At 46.7% G+C, this 18,131-nt stretch carries 20 protein-coding genes; 12 read left to right on the top strand and 8 right to left on the bottom strand.

Going from position 1 to position 18,131, the window contains the following annotated elements:
• Positions 1-18: 18 nt before the first annotated feature.
• The 8 genes from OEZ43_18250 to dsrA form a co-directional block, all read right to left on the bottom strand.
• A complete protein-coding gene (locus OEZ43_18250) occupies positions 19-1,518 on the bottom strand; it encodes a (Fe-S)-binding protein (protein ID MDH5547527.1) in 1,500 nt (499 codons plus the stop codon).
• A gap of 23 nt (positions 1,519-1,541) precedes the next feature.
• A complete protein-coding gene (locus OEZ43_18255; GenBank protein MDH5547528.1) occupies positions 1,542-2,264 on the bottom strand; it encodes a respiratory nitrate reductase subunit gamma in 723 nt (240 codons plus the stop codon).
• Positions 2,265-2,325: 61 nt separating this feature from the next.
• Positions 2,326-2,658, bottom strand: a complete 333-nt coding sequence (locus OEZ43_18260) for a TusE/DsrC/DsvC family sulfur relay protein (GenBank protein ID MDH5547529.1) — start codon at positions 2,656-2,658, stop codon at positions 2,326-2,328.
• Between the two features lie 37 nt (positions 2,659-2,695).
• Positions 2,696-3,001: a sulfurtransferase complex subunit TusB gene (gene tusB, locus OEZ43_18265; protein MDH5547530.1), complete on the bottom strand. Its 306-nt coding sequence runs from the start codon at positions 2,999-3,001 to the stop codon at positions 2,696-2,698.
• A 10-nt stretch (positions 3,002-3,011) separates the two neighbouring features.
• Positions 3,012-3,419, bottom strand: coding sequence for a sulfurtransferase complex subunit TusC (gene tusC / locus OEZ43_18270; GenBank protein MDH5547531.1), 408 nt, complete (start codon positions 3,417-3,419; stop codon positions 3,012-3,014).
• 9 nt (positions 3,420-3,428) lie between these two features.
• Complete coding sequence (tusD, locus tag OEZ43_18275; protein ID MDH5547532.1) at positions 3,429-3,821, bottom strand: sulfurtransferase complex subunit TusD; 393 nt, start codon at positions 3,819-3,821, stop codon at positions 3,429-3,431.
• A 15-nt stretch (positions 3,822-3,836) separates the two neighbouring features.
• Positions 3,837-4,910, bottom strand: coding sequence for a dissimilatory-type sulfite reductase subunit beta (dsrB, locus tag OEZ43_18280; GenBank protein MDH5547533.1), 1,074 nt, complete (start codon positions 4,908-4,910; stop codon positions 3,837-3,839).
• Positions 4,911-4,960: 50 nt separating this feature from the next.
• Positions 4,961-6,208, bottom strand: a complete 1,248-nt coding sequence (gene dsrA / locus OEZ43_18285; protein MDH5547534.1) for a dissimilatory-type sulfite reductase subunit alpha — start codon at positions 6,206-6,208, stop codon at positions 4,961-4,963.
• Between the two features lie 652 nt (positions 6,209-6,860).
• Here dsrA and OEZ43_18290 point away from each other — a divergent pair.
• The 12 genes from OEZ43_18290 to OEZ43_18345 all read left to right on the top strand — a co-directional run bounded on the left by OEZ43_18290 (position 6,861) and on the right by OEZ43_18345 (position 18,131).
• A complete protein-coding gene (locus tag OEZ43_18290; protein ID MDH5547535.1) occupies positions 6,861-7,742 on the top strand; it encodes a TauD/TfdA family dioxygenase in 882 nt (293 codons plus the stop codon).
• Positions 7,743-7,946, top strand: coding sequence for a hypothetical protein (locus tag OEZ43_18295; protein ID MDH5547536.1), 204 nt, complete (start codon positions 7,743-7,745; stop codon positions 7,944-7,946).
• Positions 7,947-7,950: 4 nt separating this feature from the next.
• A complete protein-coding gene (locus tag OEZ43_18300; GenBank protein MDH5547537.1) occupies positions 7,951-8,607 on the top strand; it encodes a hypothetical protein in 657 nt (218 codons plus the stop codon).
• A 6-nt stretch (positions 8,608-8,613) separates the two neighbouring features.
• Positions 8,614-9,204 carry a hypothetical protein gene (locus tag OEZ43_18305; protein MDH5547538.1) on the top strand — a complete coding sequence of 197 codons (591 nt, stop codon included), beginning with the start codon at positions 8,614-8,616 and terminating at the stop codon, positions 9,202-9,204.
• Between the two features lie 107 nt (positions 9,205-9,311).
• The gene (locus tag OEZ43_18310) at positions 9,312-9,818 is read left to right on the top strand and encodes a cyclic nucleotide-binding domain-containing protein (protein MDH5547539.1); all 507 of its coding nucleotides are present in this window, start codon (positions 9,312-9,314) and stop codon (positions 9,816-9,818) included.
• Entirely contained in the window at positions 9,808-10,866 is a 1,059-nt protein-coding gene (locus tag OEZ43_18315; protein ID MDH5547540.1) for an AI-2E family transporter, read from the top strand. The genes OEZ43_18310 and OEZ43_18315 overlap by 11 nt, the downstream gene beginning before the upstream one ends.
• Before the next feature lie 217 nt (positions 10,867-11,083).
• Positions 11,084-11,896: a formate/nitrite transporter family protein gene (locus OEZ43_18320; protein MDH5547541.1), complete on the top strand. Its 813-nt coding sequence runs from the start codon at positions 11,084-11,086 to the stop codon at positions 11,894-11,896.
• A gap of 59 nt (positions 11,897-11,955) precedes the next feature.
• Complete coding sequence (locus OEZ43_18325) at positions 11,956-13,689, top strand: bifunctional protein-serine/threonine kinase/phosphatase (protein MDH5547542.1); 1,734 nt, start codon at positions 11,956-11,958, stop codon at positions 13,687-13,689.
• 42 nt (positions 13,690-13,731) lie between these two features.
• Entirely contained in the window at positions 13,732-14,175 is a 444-nt protein-coding gene (cynS, locus tag OEZ43_18330) for a cyanase (protein ID MDH5547543.1), read from the top strand.
• Between the two features lie 100 nt (positions 14,176-14,275).
• Positions 14,276-14,767 carry a DsrE family protein gene (locus OEZ43_18335; protein ID MDH5547544.1) on the top strand — a complete coding sequence of 164 codons (492 nt, stop codon included), beginning with the start codon at positions 14,276-14,278 and terminating at the stop codon, positions 14,765-14,767.
• 134 nt (positions 14,768-14,901) lie between these two features.
• Positions 14,902-15,111: a hypothetical protein gene (locus tag OEZ43_18340; protein ID MDH5547545.1), complete on the top strand. Its 210-nt coding sequence runs from the start codon at positions 14,902-14,904 to the stop codon at positions 15,109-15,111.
• 143 nt (positions 15,112-15,254) lie between these two features.
• On the top strand, positions 15,255-18,131 hold the full coding sequence (locus tag OEZ43_18345; protein ID MDH5547546.1) for a M1 family aminopeptidase: 2,877 nt from the start codon (positions 15,255-15,257) through the stop codon (positions 18,129-18,131).

Below are 18,131 nucleotides of genomic sequence, written 5' to 3' on the forward strand. Positions count from 1 at the left end.
TATAACTCAAACGAGCAATTAAAATTGTTTATCACCAAGTACAATGGCATCGCCGACCAGCTGATGCACACTGACGATCATATCCATTGGTAAACCGTAGAACGGTGTTACCTTGCTGAACTGTGCTTTACATATGGCACAGATAGCGGCCACATTGGTTACACCGTGATTCTCGACCACGTCCTTCAGTGCTTCCATACGTGGAAGTGCACCTTTGACGCGTAGTTCCATCAAGTCGTCGGTCAACAGTCCGCCGCCACCACCACAACAATAGGTTTTGTCATGAGTGGTATCCGGATTCATTTCCACGTAGTGATTGCATGCCGCTTTAATAACTGCACGCGGAATTATAAATTGTCCGCCTGGCATATTTCCCATGCTGGTTGCGCGTGCAACATTACAGGAATCGTGGAAAGTGATGACACGATGATCGTTGGCTTCTTTATCTAGAGTGATAGCACCGCGCTGTATCAAGTCGTAGGTGAATTCACAGATGTGCTGCGGTACAGGATAGCGCTTATCGAGAAAATCGAAAGGTCCTATCAATGTATTCCAGAAGCTATAAGCAACGCGCCACGCATGACCACATTCGCCAACGATAATTCGCTTAACGCCAAGCTCTTCGGCGGCCCGACGAATACGTGAGGCTACTTGTTGCATCTGATCATAGCTGCCGATGAACATACCGAAGTTTGCTGCTTCAGAGGCATGTGAACTCAACGTCCAGCTAATACCTGCCTGATGGAAAACCTTAGCATAACCCATCAAACCGTCGATATGTGGTTCCGCAAAAAAATCTGCGGATGGCGTCACCAGAAGTATATCTGCGCCTTTTTGATCGATGGGAATACGAACCGCGACGCCGGTATCTTCTTCCATGTCTTCTTCAAGACCTTCCAGCGTGTTGATCAAGGCAGGCTTGGGTAAACCTAGATTGTTGCCGACGGTCTTAACCTTACCAATGATTTCGTTGCAGTATTTTTGGCCTTTTCCGACGTGATCCATGATCTCTCGGGCTGCCATGGAAATTTCAGCAGTATCGATGCCGTATGGACAGAACACGGAACAACGGCGGCACTGTGAACACTGATGAAAATATTTATACCAGTCCTCAAGCACTTCTTCGGTGAGATCTTCTGCACCGACCAGTTTGGGGAAATATTTACCGGCAAAGGTGAAATAACGACGGTAGACTTTACGCAACAAATCCTGTCGCGCTACCGGCATATTTTTCGGATCAGCGGTGCCCTGGAAATAATGGCACTTGTCGGTACATGCACCGCACTTAACGCAGCTGTCGAGATAAACTTTTAGTGAACGATATTTGGTTAGAAGCTCGCCCATTTTTTCAATGGCTTTTTCTTTCCAGTCTTCCACTAACTCACCCGGAAATCCCAGTGGTTCCTGATGCTCAGGCTTCGCCACAAATGGACTGCTATGCGACATACTGTCAACCTTAAGCAAAGGTATAACTGGGTATTCGCGCAGTTTCGGGGTTTCAAATTCGACTTTGGCCACCTGTTAACTCCTCAGAAATTCGCCTACTTGCCTTCCATCTTCGCAGCCCAGGGTGCGATATGACGTTTTTCACGCGAATTATCGACCTGGTTACGGGAAGGGCTGAAGAATACACCTGGCGCATGTAACAGTTTGCTGATTGGAAATACCAGCAATAGTGTCGCCACCAACAGCAGGTGAACATATAAAATCGGATCTGAAGGTATAGGCTGAATTTCGAAGACCATCAGGCCCAGCATAAAACTCTTTACCGCCACGATATCGGTATGGGTGACGTATTTCATCGCTAGACCAGAAAGCGCAATAGCAACCAGTAATGCCAGCATTAAATGGTCAGATGGGCCAGAAATGTAACGGATACGCTCAACCACAACACGGCGTGCCCACAATGCCAGTAACCCAGCGAGCATCGCGAATCCAGCATAGACGCCTATCCATTGAATCATTTCCACCCACCACCAGACAGGTTCCTGGAAATAGCGCAGATGACGCAAAACAACAATCAGCATGCCAACATGAAACAGCCAGCCAAACAACCAGATCCATTTATTTGAACGGAAAAGGCTGTGAAAAATTGTTACTTCTTTAATTAAACGCACCACTACGCCACTTCTTGTCATAGGGGCCGGCATAGTAGGAATCTTCAGTGGCGCGGGCGTTCTGGCGTAAACAGAAATACGATAAAGCACGCCTAGAATAAAAACAGCCGTCGCAAGGTAAAGGGCAATTGCTATAAATGCTGACATAGACTCAATACTATTTAGTTTTCAGTTAAAGTGGCCGACCATGTCGGCCACTTACACTTATTTAGATACAGCCAGTAGGCTTAGGCAAACCAGCGATCTTACATGCCTGCTTAGCAGGTCCGTAAGGGAACAGTTCGTACAGATACTTGCTGTTTCCTTTTTCTTTGCCCAGCTTCTTACCAATTGCCTTGGTCAGAACACGAACCGCAGGAGCGATCTGGAATTCGTCATAGTATTCACGCAGGAAATTAACAACTTCCCAATGGCTTTCAGTCATTTCAACATTTTCAGATTGAGCCAAAAGCGCTGCAGCTTCTTCACTCCAATCGTCCAGGTTGATCAAATAACCCTCTTCATCAGTCTCAAGAGACTTTCCACCTACCTCAATAGCCATATAAAAACTCCTCTACTTTCAGCGTTAATAATGGATTTTATAACCAGGACGTTGTTGAATCGTGTTTTGCAACAAGTTCGACAAAGCCTGCATAATCGACCAATTCTATATTTTCCATGACCTTGCCTCGCACGCCACGTGCTTCAAGATCACCGGAAAGTGCATAGAAACTTACCGATGCCATGGCAGATTGGACGAGATCAGTTATTTTCGTACCGTTTAACGCTCCATAGACGCCATCTTCGATCAAAAGTATGGCGCTACCTGCCTTTGCATTTCGTATGCAGCTTTCGAGACTGTCTTTCTCGAAAGGTGATTTATTTACTGTGTGTAACATTGCCATCTAGTTCACCTCAGAAACTCAGAACAACATCTTGGGTATCGATGATGTCAGCCATCTCTGCCGCAGAAACCAAGTGTATGGAATCTTTTTCTTCGTAATCGTCATCTTCATCTTCCCAAGTGAGATGCTGAAGATCCTCGATACTCAGACCGCGTGCCTCAAGAGATTCTTTTTCAACATAGATCTTTTTGATGTCGTAGTCGCCAAGGGCCTTATAGGTTGGCGAGAAGTTTTTCATACCAACGCCATCGGTCTTTTGACCTTTGACTAATTGATAGACCCCATCACCCACGAACGCCAGGCTTACATCCTGATCGAATGCTGCGCCGATGAGTACAACTTCAAGCGACTCAAGAGCGTAAATGGTTCCGTAAGGCGCTTTGCGATTGAGATAAAGAAACTTTTTTATATCTGACATAGCAACACCTTAATCACCAAACGTGATCATACGATCGGACTGTATTCCTGCTTCGATCAACTGACCGAGACCGGAGATACGGAAACCTGGTGCGATATTGTCCGCATCCAGACCCTGACGTTTCGCTTCGTTCTCATCCATGATACCGCGACGCTGAGCTGCTGCAATACACAACACCATATCGATGTTGTGTTTCTCTGCCAGTTCAGACCAGCGTTTCTGGATATTACGATCGTCTGTCGGTGGTACCGTCAGACGCGTGCCGTTGTTGACACCATCGTGATAAAAGAACACGCGAAATATTTCGTGGCCCGCCGCTAACGCTGCCGTACAAAAATTGTAGGCAGTGTCAGAGGCCTGGTGTGTATATGGGCCTTCGTTGATTAGTATTCCAAACTTCATAAATGAATACCCCGCTTAGAAACGGATGTGCGTAGAAGCATTCAAGCTGGTACGCGCACCGCGCCAGTTGTCGATATGGAACTTGGTGAACGGCAGTTCAGTCAGTTCGAAGAAACGCGGCCAACCGATACGCTCAATCCAATCACCAACGCGTTCCCAATCACGGGCATCTCCCTTATACACATGCAGAATCTTCTTAACGATTTCTGCAGCTTCTGGCCAACGTGGTGCGTTGTTTGGAATATCCGCTGCAACAAGTTTGTGGAACATAGGCTTGCTACGAGCATTAGAGTGCTTACCACCAACCCAGATTGCCAGCTTCGAGTGTTCTGGATCGTTGATCTGCATCGGAGGGCAAGGTGGATAACATGCGCCACAGCAGATACATTTCTTCTCATCGACTTCCAGAGAAGGTTTGCCGTTAACCATGGCCGGACGAATCGCGGCAACTGGGCAACGCGCAACAACGGAAGGACGTTCACACACATTGGCAACCAAATCATGATTAATCTTAGGTGGCTTGGTGTGCTGCACGTTGATCGCGATATCACCTTGACCGCCACAGTTGATCTGACAGCAGGAAGTCGTGATGTGTACGCGGTTAGGCATACGTTCGTTGATGAATTCATCATGCAACTCATCCATCAGCGCCTTAACAACGCCGGAAGCGTCAGTGCCTGGAATGTCGCAATGCAACCAACCCTGAGTGTGGGCAATCATGGTCACAGAGTTACCGGTACCACCAACGGGGAAGCCTTCTTTGTTAAGTGCTTCGATCAGAGGCGCTACTTTGCTTTCTTCGCTAACCATATATTCGATGTTTGAACGGATAGTGAAGCGTACATATCCATCAGCAAATTTGTCGGCTATATCAGCCAGCTTACGGATGGTGAAAACGTCCATCTGACGCTGCGTTCCGGCACGAACTGTCCAAACTTCTGCGCCACTTTTTGATACGTGGTGCAGAACACCCGGACGAGGGCGGTCATGGTATTTCCAGTTACCGAAGTTGTCCTTCAGTACGGGATGCATAAAGGGAAACGGATCTGGAACTCCGGTTTCGTCCGGCATACGTGGTGCTTGAGACATTATTTCTCTCCCAAAAAATTATGAATTACTGCACAAAAAAACGCGGGGGATTAACCCGCGTTCTTTCTTTGTTCCCATTTCTCGGCTTCTTCCGCCCAGGTGTCCATGCGCACGTAAGAGCTCTGACGTGGATGATTGACCATGTTTGGATCAACATCGATACCTACACCTTCAAGGAAGTTGACCAGGCCGATGCGCTCGATCATTTCACCGGTACGCTCGTGCTCAAGCGCGTTTTCAGCGAAGAAGTCGATGATGTTTTCAGCCATTTCAGTCAGCGCTTCGAAGTCTTCTTCTTCTTCCAGCTTCATGAAAGGAACAACAACCGTACCCATGGTGTCACCGATCTTCAGCGTACGCTTACCACCGATCAGAATGGTTACGCCGTGATCATCACCAGGAGACAATGCCTTGGTCATGACGTTAATACAGTGCATACAACGAACGCAATTGCGGTTGTCGACAGCCAGCGTGTCATCATCGTTCAGAGACAGCGCATTAGTCGGGCAACGTGAAACGACATTGTCGATAACGTATTTGCGGCTCTTCGCATTTATGAAATTCTTTACTTCCGCCTGATCAACTTTCATGTCGTCACGCCATGTTCCAATGACAGCCATATCTGAACGGTGAATCGCGTTCATACAGTCATTAGGACAACCCGAAACTTTGAATTTGAACTTGTAAGGCAGGGAAGGACGGTGCATCTCGTCGAGGAAGTTGTTAACCAGCGTACGGTGAATCAGTTGCTCGTTCGCACAAGAGTGTTCACAACGCGCCGCACCTACACAAGACATGCCAGTGCGAACAGCAGGGCCAGCACCACCAAGGTCAAAGCCCATTTCATTCAGTTCGTCGAATGCAGGCTGTACATTGTCAGTGGAAACACCTTGGAACATGATATCGCCAGATTGACCGTGGAATGCGATCAGACCAGAGCCATACTTTTCCCATACGTCACACATATCGCGCAGGGTTTTGGTGTTGTAGTGCATGCCAGCAGGTGGCTGAACACGCAAGGTGTGGAATTCGGCAGCCTCGGGATATACGGCTTTACCGGTAGTTTTGTCTTTCAATTCGGTAAAACGGGGAATAACACCACCGCCATAACCGCGGACACCAACTGTGCCCCCTTTCCAGTAACCCTTGCGAGTCTTGTAGGATTCTTCCAATTGACCCAACAGGTCAACCGCCATGTCATTGTTTTCTGCCAGTTTCTTGATGCCAGTTACAAAACTGGGCCAAGGACCGCTTTCCAATTGATCTAGATTGGGTGTATCGTGAAGTTTCTTAGCCATAATAGCCTTCCCCTAACAAGTTAACTTATTGAGAACGTTCTCTGCACTGATTCAGGACAGCCTCTTACATCGGGCCCCTAATCCAATCACATTAGTCTATGTTAATTTAGTTCATAAGGAGTACCCCGCTGTTGGGAGGGGTAGGTAAAGTGATGTATATCCCAAAAGAGATATACGAATATAATCTCCTTATTTCAGATAGATACAATACCTTTTCTCATTTCGATATTGAATTGGGTCGCAACAGTGCAACGAGTAACCCATGTGATTATGTCGAACCAAGCAACGACGCGGGATGCGTACGCAGAGCAGTCACACGAAGCTGCATTATAACCACATGCTGAGTAAGGGTGAGTAGGTAAAACGGGTTCAAATGGTTTCAATTCAAATTGCTTGAGAGAGCGAATGGCGATAAAGACCTTAAGATATGAAATGTAACTACTTGGTTTTATTTTGTCTCTACTATATTGCCTAATATTAATAAGTAAAAAGGAATGATGACCGATAACTATCCCTATCGGGATATCGCGGTTGCAAACGATAGCCGGTAGTTTCCGACTCAACGGCCTGAAGCCCAAAATTGATCAACTAAAATCTCTATAGTGATATGTTAACTTTCAGCAAACTAGCCAGTAACCCGCATGCCTCCTTGATGAAACCCGCTACAAAACCAAAGCACCAGGTCGATTATGAGCGTTGGCGTCGGCAAAAATTGGCGGCCTATGAGAATACGCCATCATTGGTGACAGCTCTGGCGAATCCTTTTGATATCACTGAAGATGAATATTCGAAGATATTGACGAACATAAAGCAATTCAATATGGCGCTTTATGCGACGGACTGTGGTGGTGTGGAAGACGATAATATACCGCGTCAGATAGGTAGACGTTTCGGTCTTGAAAACCTCGACAGGCATTTGTGCGCAGAAGAATCAGGCATTGCCGCGTTGCGATTTAATCCTGATCAATTGCATGGTGAATATATTCCCTATTCACGACGTGCGATCAATTGGCACACCGATGGATACTACAATAATCCGGAGCAGCGTATTAACGCGATGATCTTACAGTGTGTGAGTACCGCGGAGTCTGGAGGGGAAAACGCCGTCATGGACCCGGAGATACTGTATATACTGCTGCGAGATGAAAACCCAAGTTACATTGATGCGCTTTCCCGTAATAATGTGATGACTATTCCTGCTAATGAACAGGATGGGAAGGTCATAAGAGAAGCTCAAACGGGTCCGGTATTTTATAGTGATGAAGCCGGGAATCTTCACATGCGTTATACTGCGCGTACACGTAGTATCGAGTGGCTGGATGACCCTATGGTTAAGAAGGCTACAACACGGATAACGCAAATTCTCAATGACCCACGTTCACCTTATATCTTTCGGTTCCGTATGAAGCCAGGGCAGGGCATTATTTGCAATAACGTGTTACATATGCGTACGGCATTTGAAGACAACACGCGTACCGGCCAACATCGTTTGGTGTACCGAGCACGCTATTACGACAGAGTCAGGATTGAGTAGATGGAAAAGCTGAGTGAAATAGCCGAATTGGATGCCCCGTTTAACAAGAAAATAACCTTTCAGAAAGTGGAATACGAAAACGGATTCCAGTTTTTACGTATGCGCATAAAGGAAGGCAAGCGATTCACGATTATCGATCTCGATGTCCATACAGCACAATCCTGTGCCGACACGATTAACCAATGGATAGGCCAACTGGACTAGATCAATGTGGCAGGAAAAAAACCAGCACTATCGTGTTCCTGATGATGTCATTGAGGTGATCTTTAAGGTCGCCGGCAAGACACTTTGCAAGGAATATGAATCCCTACTCGCAGAGTCTCTGTACACGTTGTTTCCGACACTGCGAGAGATGGAAGATGTGGCGATTTTTCTCAATCATGCCATAGAAGAGGGGAACGGATGGTATATGGACGATGATCCCAGTGCGCCGTTGTATCTCTCACGTCGGACCAGACTGACATTACGTATCCCTTCAGTTCAGGAAGACGCGTTGCTTGCAGCGTTCAAGGACGGGATATTAAACATCAAAGAACATGAACTGCGCCTCACGCATTCTCAGTCACGACTGCTTTCGCCTTCTGCGACTTTGTATGCACGGCATATCGTGTCTGGTGAAGACGATGAAGCGGCATTTGTGTCACGAATAATCGAAAAACTGCGTGATATGGAAATCCGGCCCAAGCGCCTTTTACCCGGAAAGGGAAGACAAATTCAACTGGATGATCAGCAATTCTATACGCGTAGCCTGATGATTGCCGATCTTGAAAAAGACGAAGCGATACGTTTACAACAAAAAGGTCTTGGGCCACTCCGTCATATCGGTTGTGGTGTGTTCGTTCCCTATAAATCCATTTCAGATTAACTTTCTATGAGACTCAAATCCGGTTGGTTCAATAAGGACAAGCCTCGCTCTATTGCGGAACTCGGCGATGTCATGGGCTTTAATTTATGGTCTATTGCGGTCAATCGCGTCAAACATATGGAAGGGCAGGGATTCAAGGTCAACCTTCCCGCCCAGACCCTGGCTGTGATTGGCGAGTATCTGTTTTTCCTGATGCAGAAAATCGATCGCTATGTTTATAGCCGTTTGCCGCAGGAACAGCGCAATGCGTTCATTCAGTCCCTGGCAAAAAAGCTGATCAATACTATGGTAGAAAATCAGTTTGATGCCCACGGCGCCGGTGATTACGCCACGCCATTTATTGTACGTATGAATGAAGCTCTCGGCGCCTATGCCCGCTTCGACGATGCCCGGGATGAAAGCGAGGCCTCTTACCCTTCTTTGGTCTATCTTGGCGATAGTATTGAAAACCTTGTGAAGGATTTGAATCAGGGATGGGTTAAGGAGCAGGTCATTGAAATCGAGGGCCTCGGCGCCGTGGAAAGTCTGATGCGCGTGTTGCCAAGAATAGTCGAAAGTGCAGAGAATGTTGATAATAATCAAGATTCTGTGGAGTAAATATAAAGAGCACTTAATAAAGTGCTTTAACAAAAGTTAAACTGAATTCTCAGCTTGTCGTTACCGATACAGTCAGTACGCCGCTAATTCCATCGAGACTGTGTCGCATGAGTGAACAACCGTCATCCCTGTGGGGAAGCCTGTTTCGCGCAAAAGAGCCCTGGTATGAAGAAGTCATGTCACTCTGGGCGCGCACGCCGTTCTTTGCCAATATTCCTGAACGAGAAATAATTAAACTTGCCAAGGTAATGCATCCTCGTAAATTTAACGCCGAGGAATTCATTTTTCGCTACGGTGACCAAGGTGCGGGCGCGGCGATGATTATTTCTGGTGCAGTAGAAATCAGTTATCAGGGCACGGTATTGGCCACATTACAGCGTGGAGATTTCTTCGGAGAAATTGCACTCGTACTTGATGAGCGGCGCACTGCAGATGCGGTGGCCAAAGAGCCCTGTGAGGTCGTATTTTTTTTACGCCCGGATTTGGATGAATGGATTGCGCGAGCACCGCAACATGGCGCTCGTCTAAGCACAAACCTGGCGCATGTTCTGGCCAAACGACTATTACACGCAAACAAGATGCTCGCCGACGAGAGGAAACGACATGTGGGCTAGCGTAATCGTGCATCCTGTTTCGCGAGCACTGACGCTTTATCTGTTATTGCTCGTCGTCGTGGTTGTTGTCAGTCTGGTGTTCAAGCCCGTACTGTTACCACTGGCTGCCTCGTTTATTCTATATGCTGTCTTGTATCCCATGGTAGCCAAGCTACAGGGAAATGGGTTTAGTGATAGTTGGTCGATTACCTTAGTTTTACTTCTACTGACGATCTTCATTATTGGTAGCGTAGTGCTGCTTTTTCCTTTGCTGCTTGAGCAGATCCAGGAATTACAGACACGACTTCCTTTGATGTGGCAAAAACTGTCTGCCTTTGTTGATGCCTTCGGCAAGGCATTACGTGCATCTATGGGCGTAGAATTCGACACAGAAAAAGTTATCAAACGTACGCTGGAAAACATTCAGTCTACCGGCGCCTCTATCGTTGTCTCCTCAGCAGGCACCATGATGCAGGTGGCGATGGCACTGTTTCTTGTCCCTCTGATCACTTTTTTTCTTTTACGGGACTACCGCAATATGCGTAACCGTTTTATGGGCTGGCTGCCCAACGCAGGTTTCGAATTAGGGTGGTTGATCTATCACGCAGTCGCCAGACAACTGCAACAGTATCTGCGCGGCGTGATGTTGCAATCGAGCATTATCGCTGTCTTCGCCAGTATTGGTTTTTATTTAATCGGCGTTGATATGGCCTTTCTGTTTGGTGTTCTGACAGGCCTGTTTAATCTCATCCCGTATATTGGACCACCGTTGGCGATTATCCCCCCGTTACTGGTGAGTCTAGGTGGGGATGAGGTAACCACCTTAATGATGGTCGGTATTCCCGTAGTCGTTTTGGCGGCACAACTGCTCGATAACCTGGTGATTGTACCTACGCTTATTGCTAATACCGTTAATCTACACCCACTCGTGGTGTTGCTTGGCATCATTATTTTTGGGGCGCTATTTGGATTTATCGGTATGCTCATCGCGATTCCATTCATGGCAGTATCCAACATCATATTTGCCTCTCTTGTGTTTGGTCTTCAGGGAAGCGACGCACCACAATAACGCACTTGCGGTAGTATTCATGCTTCGTAACAGTGCTTTATCAAGTGGATTCTTTTCTCCTTTATTTATCAAAAAAACCTTTATTGTTTAATATAAACAATAGGATAGGTTTCGTGTTTTAAGTTGGCCTGTGATTTGCGATAGCGCTTGCACGTAGCGTCGTTCTCAATACGATCAAAACGTCAAAAACTTATTTGTTGTCGATGGAGAAAAACACATGGCTTATCTCGCACCTTCGGAATTCGTCACCAAGATGGTGGACGCTGGCGAATCAAAAATCTATATGTCTACACGTGACACCATAATTAGAGCGTACATGGCAGGCGCTATACTCGGGCTGGCTGCGGTATTTGCAATAACGGTAGCTGTAACAACAGGCTCGACAATTCTGGGCGCGGTACTTTTCCCGGTTGGATTTTGTATGTTGTATCTGATGGGTTTTGATCTACTCACAGGAGTATTCGTTCTTACGCCGTTGGCGTGGCTCGACAAACGACCTGGAGTCACGATCGGTGCGATATTGAAAAACTGGGGACTGGTGTTTGTTGGTAACTTCGCTGGAGCATTGACTACCGCACTGATGATGGCAGTCGTGTTTACCTATGGTTTTACGACTGAGCCGGGAGCAGTTGGTCAAAAGATCGCAGGCATTGGAGAGGCCCGTACGTTGGGCTATGCCGAACATGGTATGGCTGGATGGTTGACCATATTTCTTCGCGGTATGTTGTGTAACTGGATGGTTTCCATGGGTGTCGTTGGCGCAATGATTTCAACTACTGTCAGCGGCAAGGTACTGGCGATGTGGATGCCTATCATGCTGTTCTTTTTTATGGGCTTTGAACACTCAGTTGTAAATATGTTTCTATTTCCTTCCGCCATGATTATGGGTGGTGATTTCTCTGTCATGGATTACTTCTGGTGGAATGAAATCCCGACTGCATTGGGCAATCTGGTTGGCGGACTTGCATTTACCGGACTGACTTTGTACAGCACCCATGTACGTACAGCGCCAAAGCGCAATTTCAGTTAATAATAAAACTTAGGAATCCCCGGCTCAACAATGAGCCGGGCTTTTATCCGGAAGTATCTATGCAGAAGCAACTCCAGGTTGCGCTGGGACAGTATTCTGACAAGGGCCGAAAAGCCAAAAATCAGGATTTCCACGGCGCATTTATTCCCAAGGAACCTATGCTCAGTAGTAAAGGGATTGCGATTGCACTCGCCGATGGCATCAGCAGCAGTGACGTCAGTCAGATCGCCAGTGAGTCTGCAGTTAAAGGCTTTCTTGAAGATTATTACTGCACATCCGATGCGTGGTCGGTAAAAACATCGGCCAGTCGCGTGATCCTGGCGGTAAATTCCTGGCTACATTCTCAGACTAGGCAAAGTGAGTTTTGTTATGACCAGGATAGGGGGTTTGTCTGTACTTTTAGTGCCCTGATTCTGAAGTCGACAACCGCGCATATCTTACACGCTGGCGATACTCGTGTTTATCGATTACGAAAAAACACGCTTGAACAATTGACTGAAGATCATCGTCTGTGGATTTCAAAAGATAAGAGTTATCTCAACCGTGCACTTGGCGTTAATCTGCAACTTGAAGTGGATTATCGAAATCTTTCCGTGGAAGTGGGTGATGTGTTTATTATGGCCACGGACGGCGTTTATGAGTTTACGTCTCAGCAATTTATTATTGATGCGGTTCAACAAGGCGGAAATGCGCTGGATGACATCGCAAAAACGATAGTCGAGTATGCCTATGCCCAGGGCAGCGAAGACAATCTCACGCTGCAAATTGCCAAAGTGAGCGAACTTCCATTGGCTGACGCCGATGAGATCTACCAGCAGATGACGGTTTTGCCGTTTCCCCCAATGCTCGAAGCCAGGATGCAATTCGACGGCTTTGAAATTATACGGGAGATACATGCCAGCAGTCGCAGCCATGTTTTTCTGGCCAGAGACAGCGAAAGCGGACAACAGGTAGCGATCAAAATACCGTCTGTCGATTTGCGCAATGAGGCCAGCTATCTGGAGCGTTTTTTGATGGAGGAATGGGTGGCAAGGCGTGTTCATAGCGCTAATATCCTCAAACCTTGCCTGCAAACACGCAAACGCAACTATATCTACTTAGTCACCGAATACATAGAAGGTCAGAACCTGGCGCAGTGGATGATAGACAATCCGCGCCCCGATATTGAAACGGTTAGAGGCATCATTGAGCAAATTGCCAATGGTCTGCGCGCATTTCATCGCCTTGAAATGTTGCATCAGGATTTGCGCCCAAACAATATCATGATTGATCACAACGGTACTGTGAAGATAATAGATTTTGGTTCAACTCTAGTAGCAGCTATCGAGGAAATTGCCACGCCAATCGCGCAAAGTCCTATTCCAGGAACGGCGCAATTTACGGCACCGGAATACTTTCTAGGTGAGGGGGGGACAACTCGGTCCGACCAGTTTTCTTTAGCGGTTATTGCCTATCAAATGTTATCGGGTAGACTCCCCTATGGCACGCAGGTCGCGAAGACGCGAAGTAAAGCTGCCCAGGCGCGTCTGCGTTATCTATCGGTACTCGACGAGGATCGCGAAATACCCGCGTGGGTGGACGATTGTTTGCGTAAAGCACTGCACCCCAATCCGGCAAAACGTTACGCTCTATTGTCGGAATTCACCTTCGACTTGCGACATCCCAACAAAGAATTTCTAAACAAAACGCTTCCGCCCTTGATGGAACGTAATCCCTTGCGCTTTTGGCAAGGTGTCTCAGCAATACTGACCATAATTATTGTCGTGCTACTGTTTCGACTCAACAGTGTCTGATTTACAGACACACTACAAGCCAAGCGCTAAAAGGAGCTCTCTATGACTCGTGATGAACTGACGCAATTGATACTTCAGGCCAAACGCCGCAAAAAGCTTAAGTGGGCCCAATTGGCGGAATTGACAGGCCACAGTAAGGAATGGACGACGGCCGCATTGATGGGACAGATGACGCTGAATGACGAACAGGCGAAAGCGATAGTTTCGGCCCTTGAGTTGCCCGCTGATGCAGTAGATTTATTGCAAGTCGTGCCATATAAAGGCTCACTGCCGACCGCTGTGCCCACCGATCCGTTGATTTATCGCTTTTATGAGTTAGTCAATGTGTATGGCAGCAGTATCAAAGAACTCATCCATGAAGAATTCGGCGACGGTATTATGAGCGCCATCGATTTTTCCATGGATATCACTAGGCAGCCTGATCCTAACGGCGACAGGGTAAAGATTGTGATGAGTGGAAAGTTTCTTTCCTACAAGACCTACTGACACACAAATGTGATTGGCGGCAACATCAAAAAGATGTTGCCGCATCGAATTTCGCTTTATGATAGGTAGCGTATCTGACCAGAATGAATAGGCTGCAAACATGCAACAGTGGATCATAAATAAGTTCTCAATTTTTCTGCTTTGTTTTGCCATGTTGGCAAACCCTGTTTTGGCGAGTCATGACACTCAACTAGACCGAATTATGCAAGCCGAGCAACCGCCAGGCATCGTGTTTGAGGTCATGAGCCGAAAAGCCGATTATCTCGACTGGGCGATTAAAGAAATTAATAGGCTCTCCCAAAAAATACGCTCACGGTATCCAAAATTGCCGATCGCCGTGGTTAGTCACAGCCGCGAACAATTCGCTTTGGCAAACAATCAGAAATCGGGGTATCAGGAAATGCACAGACAGGTAAAAAGCCTGGTCGAAGAGCAAGATATACCGGTTCATGTTTGCGGTGTCAGCGTGGAGAGGCGAGGCCTGGATGCCAAAGACTTCCCCGAGTATGTTGATGTCGCTGAGTCAGGTCCGATACAGCTCGGTTTGTATAAGGAACTTGGCTATAAGCTTGTCATTATCACCGGACACTGAGAATGAGTGTCAAAAGCAGGTATTTTTTGGGCGATTTGCCAAGGCGCTCACACTTTTTCTCCCCTCAAGGTACGCTAATAATTCAAACAAAGTAATATAATTGTCGGTCGAGAAATCTATGTTGGAGGTGGGTGATGAACGCGTTGCAAGTACATAATTACACGCAGGCAGTGGTTTCGAAGCTGTATAGCTTACAGCGTTCCAGTGAAGCCAAGACTGCACAACATTTGCGAGTTGTGGACGTGAAACAGGAAGTATCGGCTCAAAAAGTCATTGAAGGCGCAATTGAGGACGTTCGCATAGGTAATCATACCAAGGGTGTAATCATCGACATTATGGCTTGACGGGGTTTTCTGTTACCTGAATTCCCTTTTATGGCCGCTAAGGCCTTTGCCTTAACACGTCTATACAATATCTTCCGCACTGTTTACACTAAGTAGCATTAGACCAAGACACGCTACAAATGCTCTGACTGCGGAAGTAAGTTATGCGACGTATCCTCAATATCCTCTTTACAGTATTCAGTTGTCTGGGTGTGGCCAGCGCCAGCGTGCCTGTTGAGCCTTATAGTGAGTATGACATCTCGGTAAAACTCAATATTTGGGAGCATTCCCTGAAGGGAGAACAAAAGGTCCGTTACGTCAATAAGACCGATAAAACGCTGGACCATATCTACTTCGTACTTATCGCAAATCATAGTAGTGAAAAAAATCCTTACGTCCATGACATCGTCAATGATGAAGGATATTGGTCGGGATGGGAAGGGAATGCCACTGTCATCGAGGACATAGAGAATGGGAAGGGAGAGAAGCTTGCATTTTCGCTTGAACAGGCACCAACGATTTTTCAGAAATATTCGCTGAACGATGTACTTCTGCGCATACAGTTGCCGCTAGTCATCACGCCGGGTGAGATTCAGGAGCTAAAAATTAAGTTCACGACAGTTTTTAGCCAACATAAGTATGGCGACCAAAACTATTGGCAGGAAATTTATAACTGGCGCTTTGGATGGAATCCTATCGAACTTGCCAGTAAAGATGGTAAGTGGGATTTTGATAGTTTTCGCCTTGTTCCGGCAATGTATAAATTACGGCTTGAAGTTCCTAAGGGGTTTGAAGTTGTCGCCGGTGCAGACACAGGTGAAGAAATTGCCGAGACGAAAACCAGTCGCACCTTTTCTTTCGAGTCCAGAGTTCCCCAGTCGTCCATTCCTTTGAGCATGGGACCTGGGTTGAAACGAGTGAGTTTTCAAGGGCAACGACCACAAATTGATTCATGGTATCGACGTGCTCACGCTGAGCCAGCTCGGCAAATGGCATATTATGCGGACGAAATCATTCGCTACTTTGAGCCATTGTTCGGAACATACCGTTATCAAAAACTTGCTATTGTTGAGAACTCAGTTGAATTGACAGGATTGGCTTCTGACGGCCTGATCTACATACCCGAAAACTTTTACCGTTACAAAGACCTGATTGTTCCTGGTGCGCTGGACAAAATGCTCGAATACTTGCTTGCACATGAGATTGCCCATATGTGGTGGGGCATAGGTGTGAGTGCGGATTTCGCTGCCGAAAACTGGTTGAGTGAAGCGTTTGCAAATTACATGGCATACACCTATATGGAACATAAATACGGTCGGGAAGACAACGTTCTTAGCTATGAAAATCCAGATCTATTGATGTGGCTAGTGAAGTATTTCGCCGGCGACATCAGCATCCACCATCTTTCAGAGTATCAATATCTCGACAGTGTTTATCTCGGATGGGATGAGGCCATCATTAAAAAGCCCAGTGACGTAGAGTATGGTAATACCTTGGGTACGCGAACCTACGAGAAAGGGTATTGGGTATTACGCGCACTGGAAAACGAATTTGGTCGTGATAATTTGTTGCAGATTTTCAAAAAAGCCTATAGTGATTATCAGGGCAAGCAGATGACTGTTGCGGAGTTTCAGTTGATTTGTGAAGAGACGATTGAAGAGCCGATGGATTGGTTTTTCAGTCAGTGGTTGTATGGGGACTCTCAGCTCGATTTTCGTATTGCCGATGTGGAATCGGAGGCGACCAATGAAGGTTTTATGACGCAAATTCACGTCGAGAAAAGTGGGATGGCACGCGCGTCTACTTCGATATTGGTAGAGACCCGAAATGGTGAAATCATCAATCGCCCTATCAGTGCGGACAAAGGGGACGTGAAAATCGCTCTCGACACCAGAAGTCCGGTAATTAACGTGACGGTAGATCCCTATCAGAAATTGCCAGACCTGTATCGCCCGGATAATACCTGGCCGCGCAAATACAATGTTCGATTTGGGTACCTGGATTTTAATGTTGATAAATACTCGATCCGCTATTACGCCTTACCGGCACCATTAGAAATTCCTGCCAGTGGAGAGATGAGTGCTGGCCTTATGATTGGCGTCAGTGGAGGTTACGCTCCGGTTCATCAATGGAGTTTGGAAAGTGTCAGCGGTAGTGATCGTGGACGTTACTATTTCAATAATAAGGCTAGCATGCGCTATCGTTTTAGTGCATGGAATAGTCTAACTGGCGATATTCACTCTACGGGTAACAATCCGTCTGAACTAAAAACTGACACCTATAGCGTGCAAGTTAAACATCAGTTTACCCTGTTTCAGTCGCCCAATATTGGCGTAAGTCCGCGTGTGTTACTGGATAGTAATATCATAGAGAACGCATTAGTGATGGTGGATCATGAAGGGTGGTACGAGAATCCTCGTTTCGATACCTTTGCTAGCGAGTACAACGGACCAATCGCATTGTGGCGATTTTCCTTCCTGCGCAACGATGCCTTGAAGTTAGCGCTGAAAAATCGTGTGATCTGGGACTATGCGCCGCCGTCAATCAATGACAAAACGTATTACAAAATTGAATATTTTCTGGACAAGAAATTTCGCCTCTATCCTAATTGGCATCTGACGCTGAATGCTAAGGCGGCTTATGCCAGTGAAAACACGCCTACGCCCGAACTATTTGCGCTGGAGGAATTTAAGAGCGACTTTGGTGATCAGTTTCGACGGACTATGGCAGGTCTCAATGCCGAAGTGGAATTTCCGATCAGTCGCGAATTGGAAGTGAAGATGCTAAATGCTGTGGTGATGAAATCTATTTACGGCAACATGTTTACCCATGTTGGTACCTTGGGAAGCGAATTGATTGATGACAGCGCCGTACAGGTTGGTGAAAGTGGTGCGCAGCTGAAATTTGTTTTCACTACCCTGGGGGGGGTGATGGATTTTAGCTTGAATGCCGGCGCAGTTTATCCCTGGAAAATGCAAAATACACAAAAAAAGGCTACGTTTACACCGTTTATCAGGACCGAGTTTGCTACGGTTTTCTAG

The organism is Gammaproteobacteria bacterium (assembly GCA_029881255.1).
Taxonomy (GTDB): Bacteria; Pseudomonadota; Gammaproteobacteria; order S012-40; family S012-40; genus JAOUMY01.